This is a genomic window from Anaerolineales bacterium, assembly GCA_025808555.1.
In the GTDB taxonomy this organism is placed as follows: domain Bacteria; phylum Chloroflexota; class Anaerolineae; order Anaerolineales; family UBA11579; genus JAMCZK01.
In genome coordinates this window covers 1,485,693-1,504,023 of sequence record CP075526.1, presented here as the reverse complement: position 1 = coordinate 1,504,023, position 18,331 = coordinate 1,485,693, and the positions used below count along the sequence as shown (strand labels likewise).

Annotated in this window: 18 protein-coding genes, 1 tRNA gene and 1 riboswitch; of the genes, 5 read left to right on the top strand and 14 right to left on the bottom strand. The window is 60.9% G+C overall.

Going from position 1 to position 18,331, the window contains the following annotated elements:
- Nucleotides 1–35: 35 nt before the first annotated feature.
- The 3 genes from KIT08_07670 to KIT08_07660 form a co-directional block, all read right to left on the bottom strand.
- The gene (locus KIT08_07670; protein ID UYN88967.1) at nucleotides 36–716 is read right to left on the bottom strand and encodes a DNA alkylation repair protein; all 681 of its coding nucleotides are present in this window, start codon (nucleotides 714–716) and stop codon (nucleotides 36–38) included.
- Between the two features lie 99 nt (nucleotides 717–815).
- Nucleotides 816–2,399 (bottom strand): aspartyl/glutamyl-tRNA amidotransferase subunit A, encoded by a 1,584-nt coding sequence (locus KIT08_07665; protein ID UYN90799.1) that lies wholly within the window; start codon nucleotides 2,397–2,399, stop codon nucleotides 816–818.
- Nucleotides 2,400–2,401: 2 nt separating this feature from the next.
- Nucleotides 2,402–2,722 carry a hypothetical protein gene (locus KIT08_07660; GenBank protein UYN88966.1) on the bottom strand — a complete coding sequence of 107 codons (321 nt, stop codon included), beginning with the start codon at nucleotides 2,720–2,722 and terminating at the stop codon, nucleotides 2,402–2,404.
- Nucleotides 2,723–2,823: 101 nt separating this feature from the next.
- Between KIT08_07660 and KIT08_07655 the strand changes: the two genes are divergently transcribed.
- Complete coding sequence (locus tag KIT08_07655; GenBank protein UYN88965.1) at nucleotides 2,824–3,990, top strand: acyl-CoA dehydrogenase; 1,167 nt, start codon at nucleotides 2,824–2,826, stop codon at nucleotides 3,988–3,990.
- 7 nt (nucleotides 3,991–3,997) lie between these two features.
- Entirely contained in the window at nucleotides 3,998–5,047 is a 1,050-nt protein-coding gene (locus tag KIT08_07650) for a hypothetical protein (protein UYN88964.1), read from the top strand.
- Between the two features lie 48 nt (nucleotides 5,048–5,095).
- Here the strand turns inward: KIT08_07650 and KIT08_07645 are convergent, their stop codons facing one another.
- The gene (locus tag KIT08_07645; GenBank protein UYN88963.1) at nucleotides 5,096–6,181 is read right to left on the bottom strand and encodes a hypothetical protein; all 1,086 of its coding nucleotides are present in this window, start codon (nucleotides 6,179–6,181) and stop codon (nucleotides 5,096–5,098) included.
- Between the two features lie 238 nt (nucleotides 6,182–6,419).
- On the opposite strand from KIT08_07645, the gene KIT08_07640 reads away from it, so the two are divergent.
- Both KIT08_07640 and KIT08_07635 read left to right on the top strand, forming a co-directional pair.
- Nucleotides 6,420–7,070 (top strand): DsbA family oxidoreductase, encoded by a 651-nt coding sequence (locus tag KIT08_07640; protein UYN88962.1) that lies wholly within the window; start codon nucleotides 6,420–6,422, stop codon nucleotides 7,068–7,070.
- Nucleotides 7,071–7,362: 292 nt separating this feature from the next.
- Complete coding sequence (locus KIT08_07635) at nucleotides 7,363–8,424, top strand: alpha/beta fold hydrolase (protein ID UYN88961.1); 1,062 nt, start codon at nucleotides 7,363–7,365, stop codon at nucleotides 8,422–8,424.
- A 3-nt stretch (nucleotides 8,425–8,427) separates the two neighbouring features.
- On the opposite strand, the gene KIT08_07630 is transcribed toward KIT08_07635, so the two are convergent.
- Nucleotides 8,428–9,414 carry an NAD-dependent epimerase/dehydratase family protein gene (locus KIT08_07630; protein ID UYN88960.1) on the bottom strand — a complete coding sequence of 329 codons (987 nt, stop codon included), beginning with the start codon at nucleotides 9,412–9,414 and terminating at the stop codon, nucleotides 8,428–8,430.
- A gap of 290 nt (nucleotides 9,415–9,704) precedes the next feature.
- Nucleotides 9,705–9,776 (bottom strand) — tRNA-Lys (locus KIT08_07625).
- 122 nt (nucleotides 9,777–9,898) lie between these two features.
- On the opposite strand from KIT08_07625, the gene trxA reads away from it, so the two are divergent.
- Nucleotides 9,899–10,222 carry a thioredoxin gene (trxA, locus tag KIT08_07620; protein UYN88959.1) on the top strand — a complete coding sequence of 108 codons (324 nt, stop codon included), beginning with the start codon at nucleotides 9,899–9,901 and terminating at the stop codon, nucleotides 10,220–10,222.
- 218 nt (nucleotides 10,223–10,440) lie between these two features.
- Here trxA and metK read toward each other — a convergent pair whose 3' ends face one another.
- The 8 genes from metK to pyrH all read right to left on the bottom strand — a co-directional run bounded on the left by metK (nucleotide 10,441) and on the right by pyrH (nucleotide 18,251).
- Nucleotides 10,441–11,637, bottom strand: a complete 1,197-nt coding sequence (gene metK / locus KIT08_07615) for a methionine adenosyltransferase (GenBank protein ID UYN90798.1) — start codon at nucleotides 11,635–11,637, stop codon at nucleotides 10,441–10,443.
- An 86-nt stretch (nucleotides 11,638–11,723) separates the two neighbouring features.
- A riboswitch (SAM riboswitch) is annotated at nucleotides 11,724–11,824 on the bottom strand.
- Nucleotides 11,825–11,920: 96 nt separating this feature from the next.
- Nucleotides 11,921–13,852: an acetate--CoA ligase gene (gene acs / locus KIT08_07610; GenBank protein ID UYN88958.1), complete on the bottom strand. Its 1,932-nt coding sequence runs from the start codon at nucleotides 13,850–13,852 to the stop codon at nucleotides 11,921–11,923.
- Nucleotides 13,853–13,877: 25 nt separating this feature from the next.
- Nucleotides 13,878–14,864, bottom strand: coding sequence for a class II fructose-bisphosphatase (gene glpX, locus KIT08_07605; GenBank protein ID UYN88957.1), 987 nt, complete (start codon nucleotides 14,862–14,864; stop codon nucleotides 13,878–13,880).
- 9 nt (nucleotides 14,865–14,873) lie between these two features.
- Entirely contained in the window at nucleotides 14,874–15,686 is an 813-nt protein-coding gene (locus KIT08_07600) for a phosphatidate cytidylyltransferase (protein ID UYN88956.1), read from the bottom strand.
- Nucleotides 15,676–16,356 carry a di-trans,poly-cis-decaprenylcistransferase gene (gene uppS, locus KIT08_07595; GenBank protein ID UYN90797.1) on the bottom strand — a complete coding sequence of 227 codons (681 nt, stop codon included), beginning with the start codon at nucleotides 16,354–16,356 and terminating at the stop codon, nucleotides 15,676–15,678. The genes KIT08_07600 and uppS overlap by 11 nt, the downstream gene beginning before the upstream one ends.
- A gap of 68 nt (nucleotides 16,357–16,424) precedes the next feature.
- Nucleotides 16,425–16,982: a ribosome recycling factor gene (gene frr / locus KIT08_07590; protein ID UYN88955.1), complete on the bottom strand. Its 558-nt coding sequence runs from the start codon at nucleotides 16,980–16,982 to the stop codon at nucleotides 16,425–16,427.
- Between the two features lie 88 nt (nucleotides 16,983–17,070).
- Nucleotides 17,071–17,499 carry a DNA lyase gene (locus KIT08_07585; GenBank protein ID UYN88954.1) on the bottom strand — a complete coding sequence of 143 codons (429 nt, stop codon included), beginning with the start codon at nucleotides 17,497–17,499 and terminating at the stop codon, nucleotides 17,071–17,073.
- 20 nt (nucleotides 17,500–17,519) lie between these two features.
- Nucleotides 17,520–18,251: a UMP kinase gene (gene pyrH, locus KIT08_07580; protein ID UYN88953.1), complete on the bottom strand. Its 732-nt coding sequence runs from the start codon at nucleotides 18,249–18,251 to the stop codon at nucleotides 17,520–17,522.
- Nucleotides 18,252–18,331: the final 80 nt, after the last annotated feature.

Sequence of the window (18,331 nt, the reverse complement as noted above, 5' to 3'; positions counted from 1 at the left end):
TGAGCGAGGGTTTGGGCGCGACGCAGGACAGCGCGCTAGGACAAGCGCGCTTGCACTTTCTCGCTGTTGATCTCGCGCAGCACATCCGCCGCCACCCAGCGCGCTGCTTTGCTATCCAGCGTGCCTAACCGCTTGGCTGACGCAACGGCGTGCTTGTTGAGAAACTTGCTGCGCTTGCCCAACTGGCGCAGCGCCCAACTGCTGGCCTTCTTCACAAAATTACGCTCATCGTCAGCCACCGCCTCGATGGCCGGGAAAAAGCCCAGGAAGGTTTCCTCCGGCTCGCGCTTGCGGTGCACCGCCAGCCAGGCCATCATCGCCAGGCCGGCGCGGCGCACAAATTCGCGTTTGGCGCGCGTCCATTGATACGCCTTGTCGAACGCATACGGCGTGGGCTCAAACAGATGCCCGGTCACCGTGTCGCAAATATCCCATGAATGAAAATCACGCACCCAGGCATCCATCTGAGCTTTGGTGACCTGCTTGGGGTCGTCCACAAACGCGGCCAGCAGGCGCGCCTCGTGGTAGCCGCTAGCCCACAGCTCCAGCGCCAGCGAATGGTCCTTGCGGTGCTGCTTGGCGATGGCGTGTAGCGCCGGATGCGGCACGCCGAAGGCTTTGTCGGTCGCAATCCCAAAGCGCGCCATCCCTGCCAGGTTCTTGTCCGTCCCCAAGGCTCTAAGTTGCTTGATGATGGCTTGTGATTTGGCGCTCATATTTTTTTATCCACAGATGAACACAGATAGAGACTGATAAAAGTCTTCTGTCTTGCAGTTTCTCTGCGTTCATCTGTGTTTATCTGTGGAAATCTTGCCCTACACTCCCGCTAGCACCGCTGGCCGCTCAGCCCGCCAGGCCTCGCCTTCCGTGGCTGCCTCAAAGGCCCGCGCGGTGCGCAGCAGCGTCGCCTCCGAGAAATCCGGCCCGATAAGTTGCACGCCCAGCGGCAGACGCTCACTGCTGAGCCCCGCCGGCAGCGAGATCGCCGGTACGCCGGCGTGGTTGGCCGGCACGGTCAGCTGGTCGGCATACTGCATCAGCACCGAGTCGCCGTAGATATCGCCCACCGGGAAAGCTGGCGTGGGCGTGGTGGCGGTCAGCAGCGCGTCCAGCTTGTGGGCGCCGTTGCCGTCGAACGCGGCGTCAAAATCGCCGCGAATGAGCGAGCGCACTTGCAGGGCGCGATGGTAATACTGCTCACTGTATTGTGCCGCGCTCACATACATGCCCATCAAAATACGCAGTTTGGGCTGCGGGCCAAACCCCTCGGCGCGCGTCTTGCGGTACAGGTCACGTAGATCTTTTGGCTTGAGCGCGGTGCGGTGGCCGTACTTGACGCCATCGAAACGATGCAGATTGGAAGCCGCTTCCACACGCGAGATCACAAAATAGGCGGGGATGCCGTAGCGGGTGTGCGGCATAGGCACACCTTCCACGATGCGCGCTCCGGCGTCCGAAAGCTTGTCGGCCGCCCGCAGCACCGCATCGGCGATCTCCTTTGGCAGCGGCTGGCTGTCCATCTCGCCCGTCTCGTGATTGAAAAAGGTGATCTTGTCATAATCCGACGAGAGGCCGATGCGCATGCCCTTGACGCCTTCTTCCAGCGCGGCTGTGTAGTCCGCCACGGGCGTGGCCGCCGCGGTGCTATCGTGCTTATCCGGCCCGGCGATGACGTTCATCATCATGGCCGTATCGCGCACGGTGCGCGCCACCGGGCCAGGGCAATCCAACGAGGAGCCGAACGCGATCAGCCCATAGCGCGAGACACGCCCATAGGTAGGCTTCATGCCCACCACGCCACAGAATGCGGCGGGTTGGCGGATGGAGCCAGCCGTATCCGTGCCGAGCGACAGCGCGCCCTCGCCGGCCGCCACCGCGGCGGCGCTGCCGCCGCTGCTTCCGCCGGGTACGCGGGTCGGGTCCCACGGGTTGCGCGGGGCGGGTTGGTATGCGGACGACTCGTTGGACGAGCCATATGTGAATTCGTCAAGATTGACCTTGCCGAGCATCACCGCTCCGGCGGCGTTCATGCGCTCAACCGGGGTCGCAGTGTACGGGGCCACAAAGTTCGAAAGAATGCGCGAGGCGGCCGTGCTGAGCACGTCCTTGACCGCGAAAATATCCTTGACCGTATAGGGTACGCCGGCCAGCGGCCCCGGCACTTCGCCCTTGGCAAGGCGCTCATCTACAGCTTTGGCCTGGGTGCGTGCCTGCTCTTCGCTCACGGTGATGAAGGCATGCACCTTCTCCACATCACCCCGCGGGCCATCCAGGCGACCGGGTTCGCCGTCGACGGCGCGGATGCGCTCCAGCGCCGCTTCAGTCGCTTCCACGGCCGAGATCTCCTTCTTACGGATCAGCTCAGCAAGTTGGTGGGCTGATAGGTCAGCCAGGTGCATGCTCAATCCAACTCCTCGTGCGGAATGCCCGGCACCACAAAATAGTCCTCGCTGGTCTGCGGGGCGCCGGTCTTGATGTCAGCTGCCTCCGGCGCCAGCGCTGCCCCGTCCTTGCGCGGCGGGACACGCACATCCGGCGGGAAGGGCACGCCATGCGCGGCGGGCGGCGTTCCCTCAGGGATGGGGATGGCGGCCAATTCCTCGATGGATTTGAGCTGCTTGTTGAGCTGGTCGCGCAAATATTCGGCTTCTTCCGCCGTCAGCTCAAGCGCAGCCAGCTCTACAAGATGATCAAAGAGTTCAGGGGAGATTTGTTCGGACATTTAAGCGCTCCGCGGGCAGTATACCATCCGAGGTTCGGCCACCTCGCGATGCTATAATCACCCTAGCTCCAACTTTTAACACCCTACGGAGGCTCCCCCGCATGGCCGTTTCCCCCAGCTACATCACCGAAGAGCACGAGATGCTGCGTCAAGCAGCCCGTGACTTTGCCCAGAAAGAGATCGTGCCTATTGCCGCTGAGCACGACGAAAGCGGCGAGTTCCCGCTGGCCACCATCCGCAAGATGGGCCAGATGGGCTTCATGGGCATCGAAGTGCCGGAGGATTATGGCGGCGCGGGCATGGACACCCTGGCCTATGTGCTGGCGCTGGAGGAGATCTGCAAGGCAGATGCCGCCCACGGCACGGTGATGTCGGTCAACAACTCCTTGTTCTGCCACGGCATCATGAAGTTCGGCACCGAGGAGCAAAAGCAGAAATATGTGCGCGGCGTAGCCACCGGCGAGAAAATCGGCGCCTATTCGCTCACCGAGCCCATGTCCGGCTCGGATGCGGCCACCATGCGCAGCCGCGCCGTCAAAGACGGCGACCACTACGTCATCAATGGCCGCAAGAGTTGGGTCACCAGCGCCCCGGTGGCCGATTACATTCTGCTCTTCACCATGACCGATCCCGATAAGGGCGCCAAAGGCATCAGCGCCTTTCTGGTGGATACAGACCAGCCCGGTTTCACGCGTGGCAAAGCTGAGCCCAAGCTCGGCATCCGCGCCTCGGCCACCAGCGAGATCGTCTTCGATAACTACCGTGCACCTGCCAGCAGCCTGCTGGGCAAAGAGGGCGACGGCTTCAAGATCGCCATGACCGTGCTGGATGCCGGCCGCATCGGTATCGCCGCCCAGGCGCTGGGCATCGCCGAAGCCGCCTACGAGGCCAGTGTGGCCTATGTGCGCGAGCGCGAAGCTTTCGGCGCCAAGATCGGCGAGTTCCAGGGCACCAGTTTCAAGATCGCCGACATGAAGACCCGTATCGAGGCGGCCCGCGGCCTGATCCACAATGCCGCCCTCGCAAAGGAACACAGCAAAGAAAGCGGCGGGCGCTACACGCTGGAAGCTTCGATGGCCAAGCTGTTCGCCTCCGAAACGGCCATGTTCTGCGCCCACCACGCCGTGCAGATCCACGGCGGGATGGGCTACAGCAAAGAACTGCCGGTCGAGCGCTACTTCCGTGACGCCAAGATCACCGAGATCTATGAAGGCACCAGCGAGATCCAACGCATGGTCATCGCCCGCATGGAAACCGGTCTGCGCTAGGCAGCCAATGAAACGCTGGGCCTGGCTTGTAATTGCAACCCTATTCACCGCCTGCGCACAGCCTCCCTCACCTGCCACGCTGCCCGCCACTCCGGCGGGCAGCGCTGTGCTTAAAGGCTACGGCATCTCGCCGCTTGGCTTCCCAGCTGATTTCAGCCAGTACCCACAATTCCTCGAAGAAGTCGCCAGCCTGCCCAACGGCGCAGTCATGTTCAACGGCGCCTGGCGTGATTCGATCGACAGCAGCGGCCAGCCGCCGCAGGCGGCTGCCGGCCTTATGCTGGCCGCGGCGCAATACGGCTTCACGCCCATCATCGTCTTCGGCTGGCGCAGCAGCAACGCGCAGCTGCACTTGGACTTGCCCTCTGACCCAACCAACAACTGGAGCAACCCAGGCGCACGCTCCTTGTTCATTGAGATGCTGGCGGGCTTCGCTACCCAGCACCAGCCGCCGTACATCTTCCTGGGCAATGAGAGTGATGACTACTTCATCGCTCAGCCGAAGGATTATTTACGCTGGATCGAGGTCTACAACCAGGCTTATGACGCCATCAAGGCTGCGTCGCCCGGTACGCAGGTCGGCCCCATTTTTCAGTATGAGCGCATGGCCGGGCTTGGCGTGCTCAACGGTTGGAGCGAACCGCACTGGGGCGCGCTGGACGCCCACGACATGACCAAGGTAGATATCCTCGGAATCACGCTCTACCCGTGGTTCAGCGCGTCGACGCCCGCAGAGATCCCGGATGGCTATCTGGCCCCCTTGCTGCAGCGCACGGGCGCCACGCCCATCGCCGTCACGGAGACCGGCTGGCCGGCCGATACACTGGGACTGCAAACGCCGTGGGAGGCCAGCCCACAGGTGCAAGTGCGCTATGTCGAAGCGCTGGCGCGCATCACTAGTTGCGCTGAGATCCGCATCCTGAACTGGCTGTTCATCAATCCAATCAACGCATTGCCAGACAGCCTGGAAGTGCAACTTTTTGGCAGCATCTCCCTGCGCGATGCCGATGGCGAAAAACGCCCAGTCTACGATGCTTGGCTAAACTTCTCCCCCTAAGCACTCGTGGGTCGGCCCCGTGCGCTGACACTTTTTTAGTTTCTATTTTTAGTAGCGCAAAATCATAGCTATGCCCCGGTGCACAGACAAGGTGTCTTTTTCCACAAAGACCACCTGCCCTTGCTTAAGCAGCACCATTTCAATCACATCATCCACGGCGTCATCAATAACTCCAGGCGCCCCCATATCATCCGCACTATGTAAATGGCGGCCGGTTTGATCCACCCGCGCCGGATAATGAAAATCCTCTTCAACAACTAAGACGTGGCCGCGGCCATCAAGGGCCTCACGCCAAACCTCTTCAATCGTAGAAACTACCTTGCGCTGGCCTATAGCCTTCTCCAAATCATCAAAAATCTGCAGACGTTGGTTTGCCAAGCTCTCTTTGACCAGGGGCCAAACCAGCTTCGCCAATTCGTGCGGGCTGGTCTCATCATGGCTTCCAGCCAGCTGCGCCACAACCGCATTGGTATGCTGGCTCACTTCGTTGAAGAAGGCCAAGTAGCGGTCCACGCCTACCACGGCCAGAGGCAGCGGGTCATCTCTCATGAAAGTCTTAAGCGCATCATCAACCTGCCGGAAGAACTTACGATGGTTCTCATCTCGAACGACCGAGACGCGTACCCCATATCCGCCGGCTACAGACGTCTCGCCACCCGGTCCCGTATGCGCTAGCGGAAAACCCTCTTCCAGAACCTCCACAAGGTCTTGCTTCACGCCCTGATACAAGCGCGTAGGTTGTTCACTAAGCACTAAAACCCAATAGCGTGACGTGCGGTTCATGGCGAAGACCACATCTCGCGTGAAAAAAGTTTCATCAACTACTACACGCTCTTTCAGCGTGAAAGGTAAATGAACGGCGCGCCCAAAATCATGATTTGCAAACAGGACCAGGCCGTCAAGAGTATTGTTAAAATTGATCTCGTCGCTGAGCGCACTCAGGCGCTGCAGCAAAGGTTCGACTTCTCGTTGAGAGAACTCGGTAGACAGCCGTTCAGCAAGCTTATTAAGCAGATTCTTGAGACGAATACGGTCTTGCTTGTTCTCAGGAGAGGTGCGGTGGACTGGGAGAGTTACAGTAACTGCTGGGTACCCTCGCATTTGTTGCAACAGAAGCAGGTCATGACGATTCATAGAATTTGCGTTCCTCCTAGCAATTTGCACCTCGTTTGACGTAAGTATTCTAACCGCCAAGTGCGTGAACGTGATCATCTTGCTGCGTAGGCGACTTGCAATCGATTAACCAGCCAAAAAGCACTAGCTCTTACATATCTGATATGTGCCAGGGACAGGCACAGGGGATACTGTATTGTTTTCACGGCCAAATCAACAAAACACATACATCTCACCGCCGCGCCGATATAATCCGAATATGAAGATCGATATCTGGAGCGACATTGCCTGCCCATTCTGCTATGCGGGCACAACCCAACTCAACCAGGCGTTGGATGCGTTTGAGCACAAAGACCAAGTGCAGATCGTGCATCACAGCTTTCAGCTTGACCCCACCACTCCGTTTAAACCGAAGCAAAGCATCAACGCCATGCTGGCGGCCAAGCGCGGCATCAGCGAAGCGCAGGCTGACCAAATGAACCAGCAGGTGGCGCAAATGTTTGCCGGCCTGGGCCTCAGCATGAACCACCAGGACGCCAAGCTGGTCAACTCTCTGCACGCGCACCGCCTGGTGCACTTTGCTGCGGCCAACGACAAGCAGGAGGCCATGCTGGCGCGCTTGTTCAAGGCCTATTTCACCGACGGGCTCAACACCGCCGACATTGACACGCTGGTGCAGCTGGCCGGCGAAGTGGGGCTGGACCCTGTGGCGGCCCGCGCCGCGCTGGAGTCGGACGCCTACACCGCCGAAGTACAGGCCGATATTGACCAGGCGGCCCAATATGGCATTCATGGCGTGCCCTTCTTTGTCTTCGACAACAAGTATGCTGCCTCGGGCGCCCAAGGCGCCGAGGCCTTCCGCCAGGCGCTGGACCAGATCTGGCGAGAGCTGCACGCCGCTGCCGCATAGGGCGCCAAAGTTTGCACCTGGGGTTAATACTTTCCCCCGTAAAGTTTGCACTTTTAACTTCCCGACGGATTGGTTAAAACTTTTTGGCATTCTGGCAAGCTGACAAGGAGCGCATGGTAGCGACCTGCGCAGCCGCATTGGTGACGGATACTCATTTTGACCCCCAAGCCTTGGAATGTAGCAGAACCTGGAGCAGATCAGGAGAAACCGCAGTACATGTCAAGGAAGTGGTCTTCTGATGAGTGTCGCCGGGGGTAGCCCAGGGGCGATGGGCTTGGGTACACTTTTTCCCATGAGAGCGTGGCTGGGTAGCCGGGCGTTTGTGCTGCTGTGTCTTGCGCTGACGGCGTGCAACTTCCCGCTGGCGGGCAACCCGGCCAGCCTGCCCGGCCCGCAGATCGCGCTGGTCACGGCGACGGCGACCTTGACGTCCAGCGTCACCCCCACGCCAACCCTTACTCCCACCGCCACACCGGTCCCGCCCCACCCGCTCAGCATCGAATACCTGCGCCAGCGCCAATACCCGGCCTCGGAGCTCATCATCGAAGAAACGCTTGAAAATGGCGGCAACTATTCACGTTACATCGCATCGTATAGTTCGGATGGGCTTAAGCTCTACGGCCTGCTGACCATCCCCTTTGGCGAGAAGCCCGAAAGCGGCTGGCCGGTGGTCATCTTCAATCACGGCTATATCGCACCGGCGGTCTACCGCACCACCGAGCGTTACCTAGCCTACATGGAGCGCTTTTCGCGGGCCGACTACATCGTCTTCCGTCCTGACTACCGCGGCCATGACCGCTCGGAGGGCGTGGCCCGCGGCGCCTACGGCAATCCCGACTACGTCATTGATGTGCTCAACGCCACCGCGGCGCTGAAAGCCTACCCGGACGCTGACCCGAACCGTATTGGCATGTGGGGCCATTCGATGGGCGGCTACATCACCCTGCGCGCCATGGTGGTAGATGCGGACATCAAGGCAGGGGTCATCTGGGCGGGAGTCATCTCCGCCTATGCAGACATGGTGGATATCAACGGCCGCCCGCGCTTTGGCACGCGCAGCCTGCTGGAGAATTACGGCCCGCCCACCTCTAACCCTGAATTCTGGGCGTCGATCTCGGCCAACAGCTACCTTGCCGAGCTCTCCGGCCCGCTGCAGTTACACCACGGCACCAGCGACGCCACCGTGCCGGTGTTGATGTCCTACCAGGTGGCAGAGCAGGCCCGCGCCGCAGGCCAGATCGCCGAGCTCTTTATTTACGATGGCGATGACCACAACATCGTCAACTATTTCCCTGCGGCCATTCGCCGCTCGGTTGAATTTTTTGACCTGTATGTGAAGGACGCGCAGCCCTAACCGCTAGTCGAGAAAGGTTGGCTTGCGCTTCAAATCGCCGTGCTGCCAATACCAGGCCAGCGTGGTGCGCAACGCCTCTTGCAGCGGCGTATACGCGAGCCCCAGCTCACGCTGGGCCTTGCTGCCGTCGAACAATGTGCCCTGCGTGCCCGACTTGTATTGCATCACTGAAACCAGCGGTAGCTTGCCCGTCAGCCGAGAGAGCCCTTCCATCAGGATGGCGGTGGCATGAATCATAGGCCCGGGCAGAAACGGCGGCAGCTTGCCACCGCTCAGCGCCACCACCTGGCCGAAGAACTCTTTGTAGCCAATGTTCTGCTCAGCCAGGATGAAGCGCTCACCGGCGGCTGCCTTCTTGGCGGCGAGAATATGCGCCCGGGCGACATCCACCACATATACGATGGCGAAAGTGGCATGCCACGCCGAGGGCAACGTGCCATTGAGCAGAGCTACGATCGAGCGGCCCAGCGGCTTGGTGTCACGCGGGCCGTATACATTGGATGGGTTAAGGAACACGATGTCGAGCCCTTTGGCGATATAGCTGCGGGCCAGATCTTCAGATTCTTGCTTGGAACGATAGTACACATCCGGCAGTGGGCCAGCCGCGCTGGCCTCCGTCACCGTTTGATTGCGCGGCAAGCCAAACACGGCCCCGGAGCTGGTGTGCAGCACCTTGCGCACGCCGGCGGCCAGGGCGGCGTCGAGCACGTTGCAGGTACCCTGGTTGGCCGTCTCCAGCATCAACTGCGGGTCGGCCGTCCATGTGTCGAACTGGGCGGCAGCGTGGTACAGCGTGTGTACGCCTTGCATGGCCTGGGTCAGCGAGTCCTTGTCGAGCACATCGCCGTAGACGATCTCAGCGCCTTTCAGGTGTTCGCCGATCGTGCTGCTGCGCCGGGCCAGCACGCGCACGGGCTGGCCATCCGCCAGCAGCTGCTCCACAATATGCCCGCCAATAAATCCAGTACCGCCGGTTACCAGGTTCGTCATCACGTCTCCATCGCTGTCAAAGCTGTGCGGAATTATATGCGCCAAAGTTTCCAATCTCTTTTGAAGATGCCGCTACACCGCTGCGCTAGAGCTGCGCCCAGTGGCCGCGCATCATACCGGCACGAAGGCAAACCTATGCGTATCAATAAAAAATTATTCTTTGCTGCTTGCCCTGATTGGACTGGGTTTTGGTGCATATTTACTCGATCTTTGTAGTGCCAGCCGCGTTGATCGTTTCGCTGGTTGCGTGAAACAAAAAAGACCGCAGCAATTGCTGCGGTCTTTTTACATGGACGCGACAGGAGTCGAACCTGCAACCGTTGGCTTAAAAGGCCACTGCTCTGCCATTGAGCTACGCGTCCGTAAGAGGCAATTTTATCATGCGCACAGGGACGCCTGTAGCTGCCTGTGCTTGACAGGCCCGCGGGCGCTTGCTAGTATTCCATCCCCGCGCGCCGCGTGGCCCACTACCCCACGGAGAGCCATGAGCACCCTGAAAGCGATCGACAGCCAGAGTTTTGAAGGCGAAGTGCTGCAAGCCGAGAAGCCCGTTTTGGTGGAATTTGGTGCGGTATGGTGCCAACCCTGCCGCATCCTGGAACCCGTGCTCGAAGAACTGGCCGGCGAATGGGGCGACAGCATCAGCGTAGTCAAGTTGGATGTAGATGAGGCCGCCCAGCTTACCCAGGATTATCAGGTGCTTAGCGTACCCACCACGATGCTGTTCAAAAACGGCAAGATCGTGGAGCGCATGACCGGCTACCAGCCGAAGGACAAGATCCAAGGCAAGGTCGAGCCGCATATATAGCTGGTAGCTTTCAGCTATCAACGGTCAGCTTAAAAAAGGCGCCTTCAGAATTGACTTGAACTTCTTGTCCCAAGGATTCCTCACTCGCAAGCTCGTTCGGAATGACGGGAATTACAAAAGAGCGGTGCATATGCACCGCTCTCTTTTTGTCTATCAGGCTGGCGTTGCGTCGCTCCGCAAAGCTGAGCAGCAAGGCCAAAGGGTTCGCGAAGCGAACTCTACGCAGCAGCGGCCTTAGCCAGCGCGTCGGCGCGGCTGGTGTCTTCCCAGGGCAGCTTGACGTCGTCGCGGCCAAAGTGGCCGTAGGCGGCCGTCTGGCGGTAGATCGGGCGGCGCAGGTCCAGATCGCGGATGATGGCGCCCGGGCGCAGATCGAAATGCTTCTCAACCAGCGCGGCGATCTTGTCATCGGCAATCTTGCCGGTGCCAAAGGTCTCCACGTTCACGCTCAGCGGGCGGGCGACGCCGATGGCATACGCCACCTGGATCTCGCAGCGCTCTGCCAGGCCGGCGGCCACCACGTTCTTGGCTGCCCAGCGGGCCGCGTAGGCGGCCGAGCGGTCCACCTTTGTGGGGTCCTTGCCGCTGAAGGCGCCGCCGCCGTGGCGCCCCATGCCACCGTAGGTGTCTACGATGATCTTGCGCCCGGTGAGGCCGGCGTCACCCATCGGGCCGCCGATAACAAAGCGGCCGGTCGGGTTCACGTAGATCTTCAGGTCGCCGTCCACCAATTCCTTAGGCAGCACAGGGTTGATGACCTTCTCAATGATCTGCTTACGAATTTCTTCACCGGAAATCTCATCGGCGTGCTGGGTGCTGATGAGCACGGTGTCAATCCGCTTGGGCTTGCCCTTGGAGTATTCCACGGTCACCTGGCTCTTGCCATCCGGGCGAAGCCAGGGCAGTGTGCCATCTTTGCGCACCTCGGACAGGCGGCGGGTCAGCTTGTGGGCCAGGTACACCGGCATCGGCAGCAGGGTCGGGGTTTCATTGCAGGCATAACCAAACATCATGCCCTGGTCGCCGGCGCCGACTGCTTCGATCTCGGCTTCGGTCATCTCGCCGGACTTGGCTTCGAGCGCCTTGTCCACGCCCATGGCAATGTCACCGGACTGCTGGGCGATCGCAACCTGCACGCCGCAGCTCTCGCCGTCAAAGCCATAATCGCTGCTGGTGTAGCCAATATCCTTCACCACCGAGCGCACCAACTGGTCATAGTTGATGTTGGCCTTGGTGGTGATCTCGCCCAGCAACATCACGAAGCCGGTCTTGACCGCAGTCTCACACGCCACGCGTGAAAGCGGGTCCTGCTCCAGGCAGGCATCCAACACCGCGTCACTTACCTGGTCACAAATCTTGTCGGGGTGTCCCTCCGTCACCGATTCCGAGGTGAACAGAAGTTTTTCCGCCTGCATAAAGGTGCTACTCATAACAACAAGCCTCCGTTAAACAAAAATTTGCCCTTAAGACAGCAGAGAAGGGCAAATCACAGGCTTGCTCCCTCTCATCTTCCAGAACTTTTCTGTCGGAATTGGCACCTTCCGTAAACGGGGGTTGCCGAGGTTTCAACGGGCCGATTCCCTCAACCTCTCTGGATGAAATGCATGCCGATTTGGCACGCTGGGCAATATTCAGTTGTCGGGCGAGACTATACCATCGCCCTATCCCAGTGTCAATTTGGGTCTGGGCGCGCCAAAACTAGTCTTCTAGCGTGCTCAGATCGCCTTCGGGCAAGCCTTGCGCCCGTGCTTTCAGCACGCGGCGCATGATCTTGCCGGAGCGGGTCTTGGGGAGCTTGTCGGTAAAGCGCACATCCTCGGGCCGGGCAATGGCGCCCATGTGCTGGGCTACATGCTGGCGCAATTCTTCAGCCAGCACGTCGCTGGCCACCGCGTCCTGGCGCAGCACAACAAAGCAGTGGATGCCCTGCCCTTTCAGGTCATGCGGCAGGCCGATGGCGGCCGATTCGGCGACGGCGGGGTGCGTGATCAGGGCCGACTCGACCTCGGCGGTGCCGAGGCGGTGGCCGGAGACCTTGATGACATCGTCCACCCGGCCAATGATCCAGTAATAACCATCCTTATCGCGTCGCGCCGAATCGCCGGTCATGTACTTGCCAGGGTATGTGCTCCAATATTGCTTGACATAGCGCTCCGGGTCGCCATAGATGCCGCGCAGCATGGCCGGCCACGGCCGCGTCAGCACCAGGTAGCCTTCCTCGCCATCCTTCACCGGCTTGCCCGCCTCGTCCAGAATTTCGGCCACCTGGCCGAAGAACGGTTTGGCGCCCGAGCCCGGCTTGAGCGGCACCACCGGCGTCGGCGTGATCATGAACATGCCGGTCTCGGTCTGCCACCAGGTGTCCATGATCGGGCAGCGTTTCTTGCCCACCACGTTGAAGTACCAGCGCCACGCCTCCGGATTGATCGGCTCACCTACCGAGCCCAGCAACCGCAAGCTGGAGAGGTCGTACTGCTTCGGCCAGTCGTCACCAAAGCGCATCAGGCCACGGATGGCGGTGGGCGCGGTGTAGAGGATGGTGATGCCATAGCGTTCGATAAGCTGCCACCAGCGGCCCGGGTTGGGGAACGCCGGCCCGCCTTCGTACAGAAAACTGGTAGCCCCATTGAGCAGCGGCCCATACACAATGTAGGAGTGGCCCGTGATCCAGCCTGGATCTGCCGCGCACCAGTAGCGATCCTCTTCCTTGATGTCGAACACATACTTGAGCGTGGTGTAGGTGCCCACCATGTAGCCGCCGTGGGTATGCACGATCGCCTTCGGCCGACCGGTGGAGCCGGAGGTATACAGGATGAACAGCGGGTCTTCGGCGTCCATCGGCTCGGTCGGGAAGCGCTCTTGGGCCACTGGCGTCTCGAGCAACTCGTGATACCAGTGGTCGCGCTCCGGCTGCATGTTGACCTCGTGCGCGGTGCGCTGCACCACCAGCACATTCTGCACGCTGGGGCTGCGCTGCAGGGCGGCGTCGGCGATCTGCTTGAGCTCAATGCGTTTGCCGTTCTGGTAGCTGCCATCACAGGTGATCAGCAGCTTGGACTGGCTGTCTTCAATGCGGCTTTGCAGCGCGTCCACCGAGAAGCCGCCGAACACCACCGAATGCACCGCGCCGATCTTGGCGCAGGCCAGCATGGCGAATACCGCTTCGGGAATGCGTCCCATGTAGATCGTGACCCGGTCGCCCTTGTGCACACCCATGGACTTGATGATGCTGGCCATGCGCGAAACCTCGCGGCTCAGCTTGTAGTAAGAATAGCTGTGCTCTTCTTTGCCGTCTTCGCTTTCCCATATCAGGGCCAGTTTGTTCTTACGATGGGTGTGGAGATGGCGATCTACGGCGTTGTGCACAATGTTGACGCGCGAACCCGTGAACCACTTGTAAAACGGCGCCTTGGAGCCATCCAGTACTTTCTTCCAGGGCTTGTACCATTCGAGCTCGCGCGCCTCAGCTTCCCAGAACCCTTCCAGGTCGCGGTTGGCTTTGCGCGCCATGCTCTCCCAATTTTTGAGATTAGCCTGGGCAACAACATCCGGCGTGGGCCGGTAGGCCACGCCGCGCAAACTGGCCTTGGGCGTCTCAGTTTTCTTGCGTGCGGGGCTCTTTTTGGCCATGCCTGCTCCAGTGCGTTTCAGCCAGCTAATAGTCGATGGGGCTGATCTTCTCCAGCTTTTCAAAGCTGTGGTTGGCAATGATCTGCCGCACCGTGCCGGTGGTGCCGCGCACCACCAGGCTATGCGTGCGGGCGCCAGTGGCCGAATACTTGACCCCGTCGAGCAGCTCGCCATCCGTGATGCCGGTGGCGGCAAAGAAGACATCCTCAGACGAGACGAGATCATCCATGGTCAGGATCTTGTCAAAGTCGTAGCCCATCTCGCGGCCGCGGCGTAGCTCGTCCTCGTTGCGGGCGTACAGCTTGCCCTGGATCTCGCCGCCCATGGCGCGCAGGGCGCAGGCCGCCAGCACGCCCTCAGGCGTGCCGCCGATGCCCAGCAGCACGTCAATGCCGGCATCCGGCATGGCGGTCATCAGGGCGGCGGCCACATCGCCGTCATCGATCATGCGGATGCGCGCTCCACAGCGGCGCACCTCGGCCTTGAGCTCCTCATGGCGCGGCCGGTCAAGCATGATCACCGCCAGATCCTGAATACGCTTGCCGCTGGCTTTGGCGATGGCATCCAGGTTGTCTTTGATGCTGCGCTCCACGTTGATCGCGCCTTTGGCCGCCGGGCCAACCGCGATCTTGTTCATATACACGAACGGCCCGGGGTCGAACATGGTGCCGCGCGGCGCCACCGCCACAGTGGCGATCGAGTTCAGGCGGCCCTCGGCCAGCGGGCGCGTGCCATCGATCGGGTCGACGGCAATATCCACTTCCGGCTCGCCGCCAAAACCGACATGCTCCCCGTTGTACAGCATAGGCGCCCGGTCCTTCTCGCCCTCGCCAATGATCACCACCCCGTTCATCTCGATGCTGTTGAGCACCAGGCGCATGCCGTCCACGGCGGCCTGGTCGCCGGCGGGCTTGTCGCCGCGGCCCATGAAGCGCGCCGCAGACAGCGCGGCCGCCTCCGTCACACGCACAAGTTCAAGAGCCAGGTTACGGGAGGGAGAGAGGTCGTTCAAACGTACTCCTTAGAAAACGAGGGTGACGAGGAAATAGCCGATGGGCAGCGCCCACAACCACGAATCGATGCGGTCAAAGATGCCGCCGTGCCCGGGCAGGATCTGGCTGGCATCCTTCACCTTCATTTGGCGCTTGATCATGCTCTCGCCCAAGTCGCCCAAGGTGGTCAGCGCGCCGACGGCGAAGCCGAGAATGGCCAGGTTGCCCAGCGCAAACATCGGATGAGCCGGCATGCCCAGCCGCGCCAGCAACAGACCGAACAGCGGTGCGCCCAGTGTGGCGAATACCACGCCGGCGGCGTAGCCTTCCCAGCTTTTCTTGGGGCTCAGGCGCGGGCTCATCTTGTGCCTGCCCAGCGGTGTGCCGATGGCGTAGGCGGCGGTGTCGGCCAGCCACACGGCAAGCAGCGTCAGCAGCAGCCACCACTCGCCGTGCTGTAAGTTGCGCATGTGGGCAAAGTACATGCCCAGCACGCCGATATAGAAGATGCCGCTCAGGGTTATGGCAAAGTCGGTACCCGCCTGCTCGCGCCCCCGTTCGTATTGCACCAGGTGCACCACCAGCGCCAGCATGGCCAATGCCGCCAGCAACAGGTCTGTGCGCGCTTGCAGATAAGCAGCCAGGAACAGGCCAGCCGCCCCGGCCACTACCAGCCAGCGCGCCGGTTGAGCGCCTCCGCTGGCAAACAGCCCGGCATACTCCCAGGCGGCCAAGCCAAGAATAATGGCGAAGGCGACGGCAAACAGCCCGCCGCCGGCCATGAAAATGGCAATACCGATCGGCAGACCGATCAGCGCCACCAAGATGCGTTTACCCGCCATTGTCTTCCTCATTCACCAGGCCGCCAAAGCGGCGTTCACGGTGGCCAAAATCCTGAATGGCCTTCAATAGTTCATCCCGCCCAAAGTCTGGCCAGTACGTCTGCGGGAAGACCCATTCCGCATAGGCGGCCTGCCAGATCAAAAAATTACTGGTGCGCTGCTCGCCCGAGGTGCGGATGACCAGATCAGGGTCTGGGATGCCGGCAGTGAACATGTAGCGCGAGAGGGTTTCCTCGTTGATGTCATCCGCCTTTACACCATCCCGCAGAATGGCTTTGACCGCTTGCACCAACTCATCCCGCCCACCGTAGTTGAAGGCTACGTTGAGCACCAGTTTGTCATTGCCCTTGGTGAGCTCCATACCCTTGAGCACTTTCTCACGCAGCGAGGGGCGCACTTGCGCCAGATTGCCAATGTGATTGAGCCGCGCCCCCTGCTTGTGCAGTTCGGCCAGCTCACGCTCGAACACCTCATCAAAGATGCCCATCAGGCCGCTGACCTCTTCCTCTGGGCGGCCCCAGTTCTCGGTTGAAAAGGCATAGATGGTGAGGTACTTGACGCCGAACTCGACGCAGGCGCGGATGATGTTGCGCAGATTCTCGGTGCCAGCGCGGTGGCCGGCCAGGCGCGGCAGGCCGCGGGCCTTCGCCCAGCGGCCGTTGCCATCCATGATGATGGCGATATGTTGGGGAACGCGCCCGTTCAGCTCGGCAGCGGGCTCAGCCCTGTGTGCCAAGACTAGATCTCCATCACTTCTTTTTCTTTTTGCTTGCCCATGCTCTCGATCTCGCCGGTGGTCCCGTCGGTCAGCTTCTGTACGTCATCTTCGCCGCGCTTGAGCTCATCCTCTGAGATCAGCTTCTCATCTTTGTACTCGCGCATGTCTTTGATGACATCCCGGCGAATGTTGCGGACGGCCACGTTGGCTTCTTCCAGGCGGCTGTTGACCACCTTCACCAGCTCGCGGCGGCGATCTTCGGTGAGGGGAGGCAGGTTCAGGCGCACCACTTTACCGTCTGAGTTGGGGTTCAGGCCCAGGTCAGAGGTTTGCACGGCTTTCTCGATATCCTTGATGCTACCCGGGTCGAAGGGCTTGATCAGCAACTGGCGCGGCTCAGGCACGCTGATGGAGGCGAGCTGGATCAGCGGTGTGGGCTGCCCGTAATACTCCACCATCAGCTTCTCGACCAATGCGGGGGTGGCACGGCCGGTACGGATAGCCGAAAGATCTTCCTTGAGCGATGAAATAGCGCCTTGCATGCGCTCTTTGGTCTCTTTGAGCATGTCTGCGATCACGAAAGCCTCCTGAAGCCGCCGGGAAAGCCAGCGGGAAAGACGAATGAGGGCATTTTACCACTGAGGCACTTTTGCCCATTGACAGCGCCTACGGCCGCTCCCACTCAGCGATGGGGCCGGGCTGCACGTAGAACATGGGGTGCGGCTGCGGCGCGGCCAGGGCGGCTTGCTGTGCATGTACGTCAGGCGCCCGCTGCTGCAGCTTAGCGAGCAGGTGCTGCCACTCATAGGCCAGCTGGCCCTCGCTGACCGCCAAACGCTCATCGGTGCGCGGGGCAGCGATGAGAGCGGCGTTGAAGTTGTAGCCGCGCGCCTGGGCTTCGGCATGCACAGCGGCCAGATAGGTGGCGATGGCGGCCTGCGGGTCAGCGCAGGCTTTGAAGCGCAGCAGTTGCGGGTGCTGGGTATAGCCTCGCGTGCGCCCCTGCAGCACGCGCTGTGCCAGCAGGGTTTCGCGCCACAGCGCGGTCAGCCCCTTGGCATCCAGGTGCTGCGGGTGCAGCGACCAGATCCGCATGCCGGCTTGCCTGTCACCGGCTATTTGCCGGAGTTGACCAGCGTGCCGATCGGCTCGCCCAGCAGGGCTTTGCGCAAGGCGCCGTCCTCCCAGAAGTCGAGGACGCGGATGGGCATGTTGTTCTCCATGCACAGCGAGATGGCGGTGCTATCCATGACCCCGAGGCCCATGTTGAGGGCGTCAATATAGGTCAGATGCTCAAAGCGCTTGGCGCCGGGGTTCTTTTTAGGGTCAGAGTCGTACACGCCGTCCACCTTGGTGCCCTTGATGACCAGGTCTGCGCTGATCTCCATAGCGCGCAGGGCGGCGGCCGTATCGGTGGAAAAGTAGGGGTTGCCGGTGCCGCCGCTGAAGATGACCACGCGGCCCACCTCGAGGTGGCGGATGGCACGGCGGCGGATGTAGGGCTCGGCGACGGCGCGCATTTCAATGGCGGACTGGACACGCACGTCCACATTGGCGCGCTCGATGGCATCCATGAGGGCCAGAGCGTTCATCACCGTACCGAGCATGCCCATATAGTCAGCATTGGCGCGCTCCATGCCGCGCTCGATGCCAGTCCGGCCGCGCCACAGGTTGCCGGCGCCGATGACGATGGCCAACTGCACGCCCATCTTGACCACATCTGACACCTGGGCGGCGATTCCTTCGGCTTTCAAGGGGTCAATGCCCAGGCCTTCTGGCCCGCCGAGGGCCTCGCCGCTCAGTTTGAGCAGGATGCGGGAGTAAATGGACTGTTGTGCGTTGCTCATATCACCTCATTCTACAAAAACGGCCAACACACCGTTGGCCGTTTTCTTGTCATTGTTCCCGATTATGAGAATCACCTGCT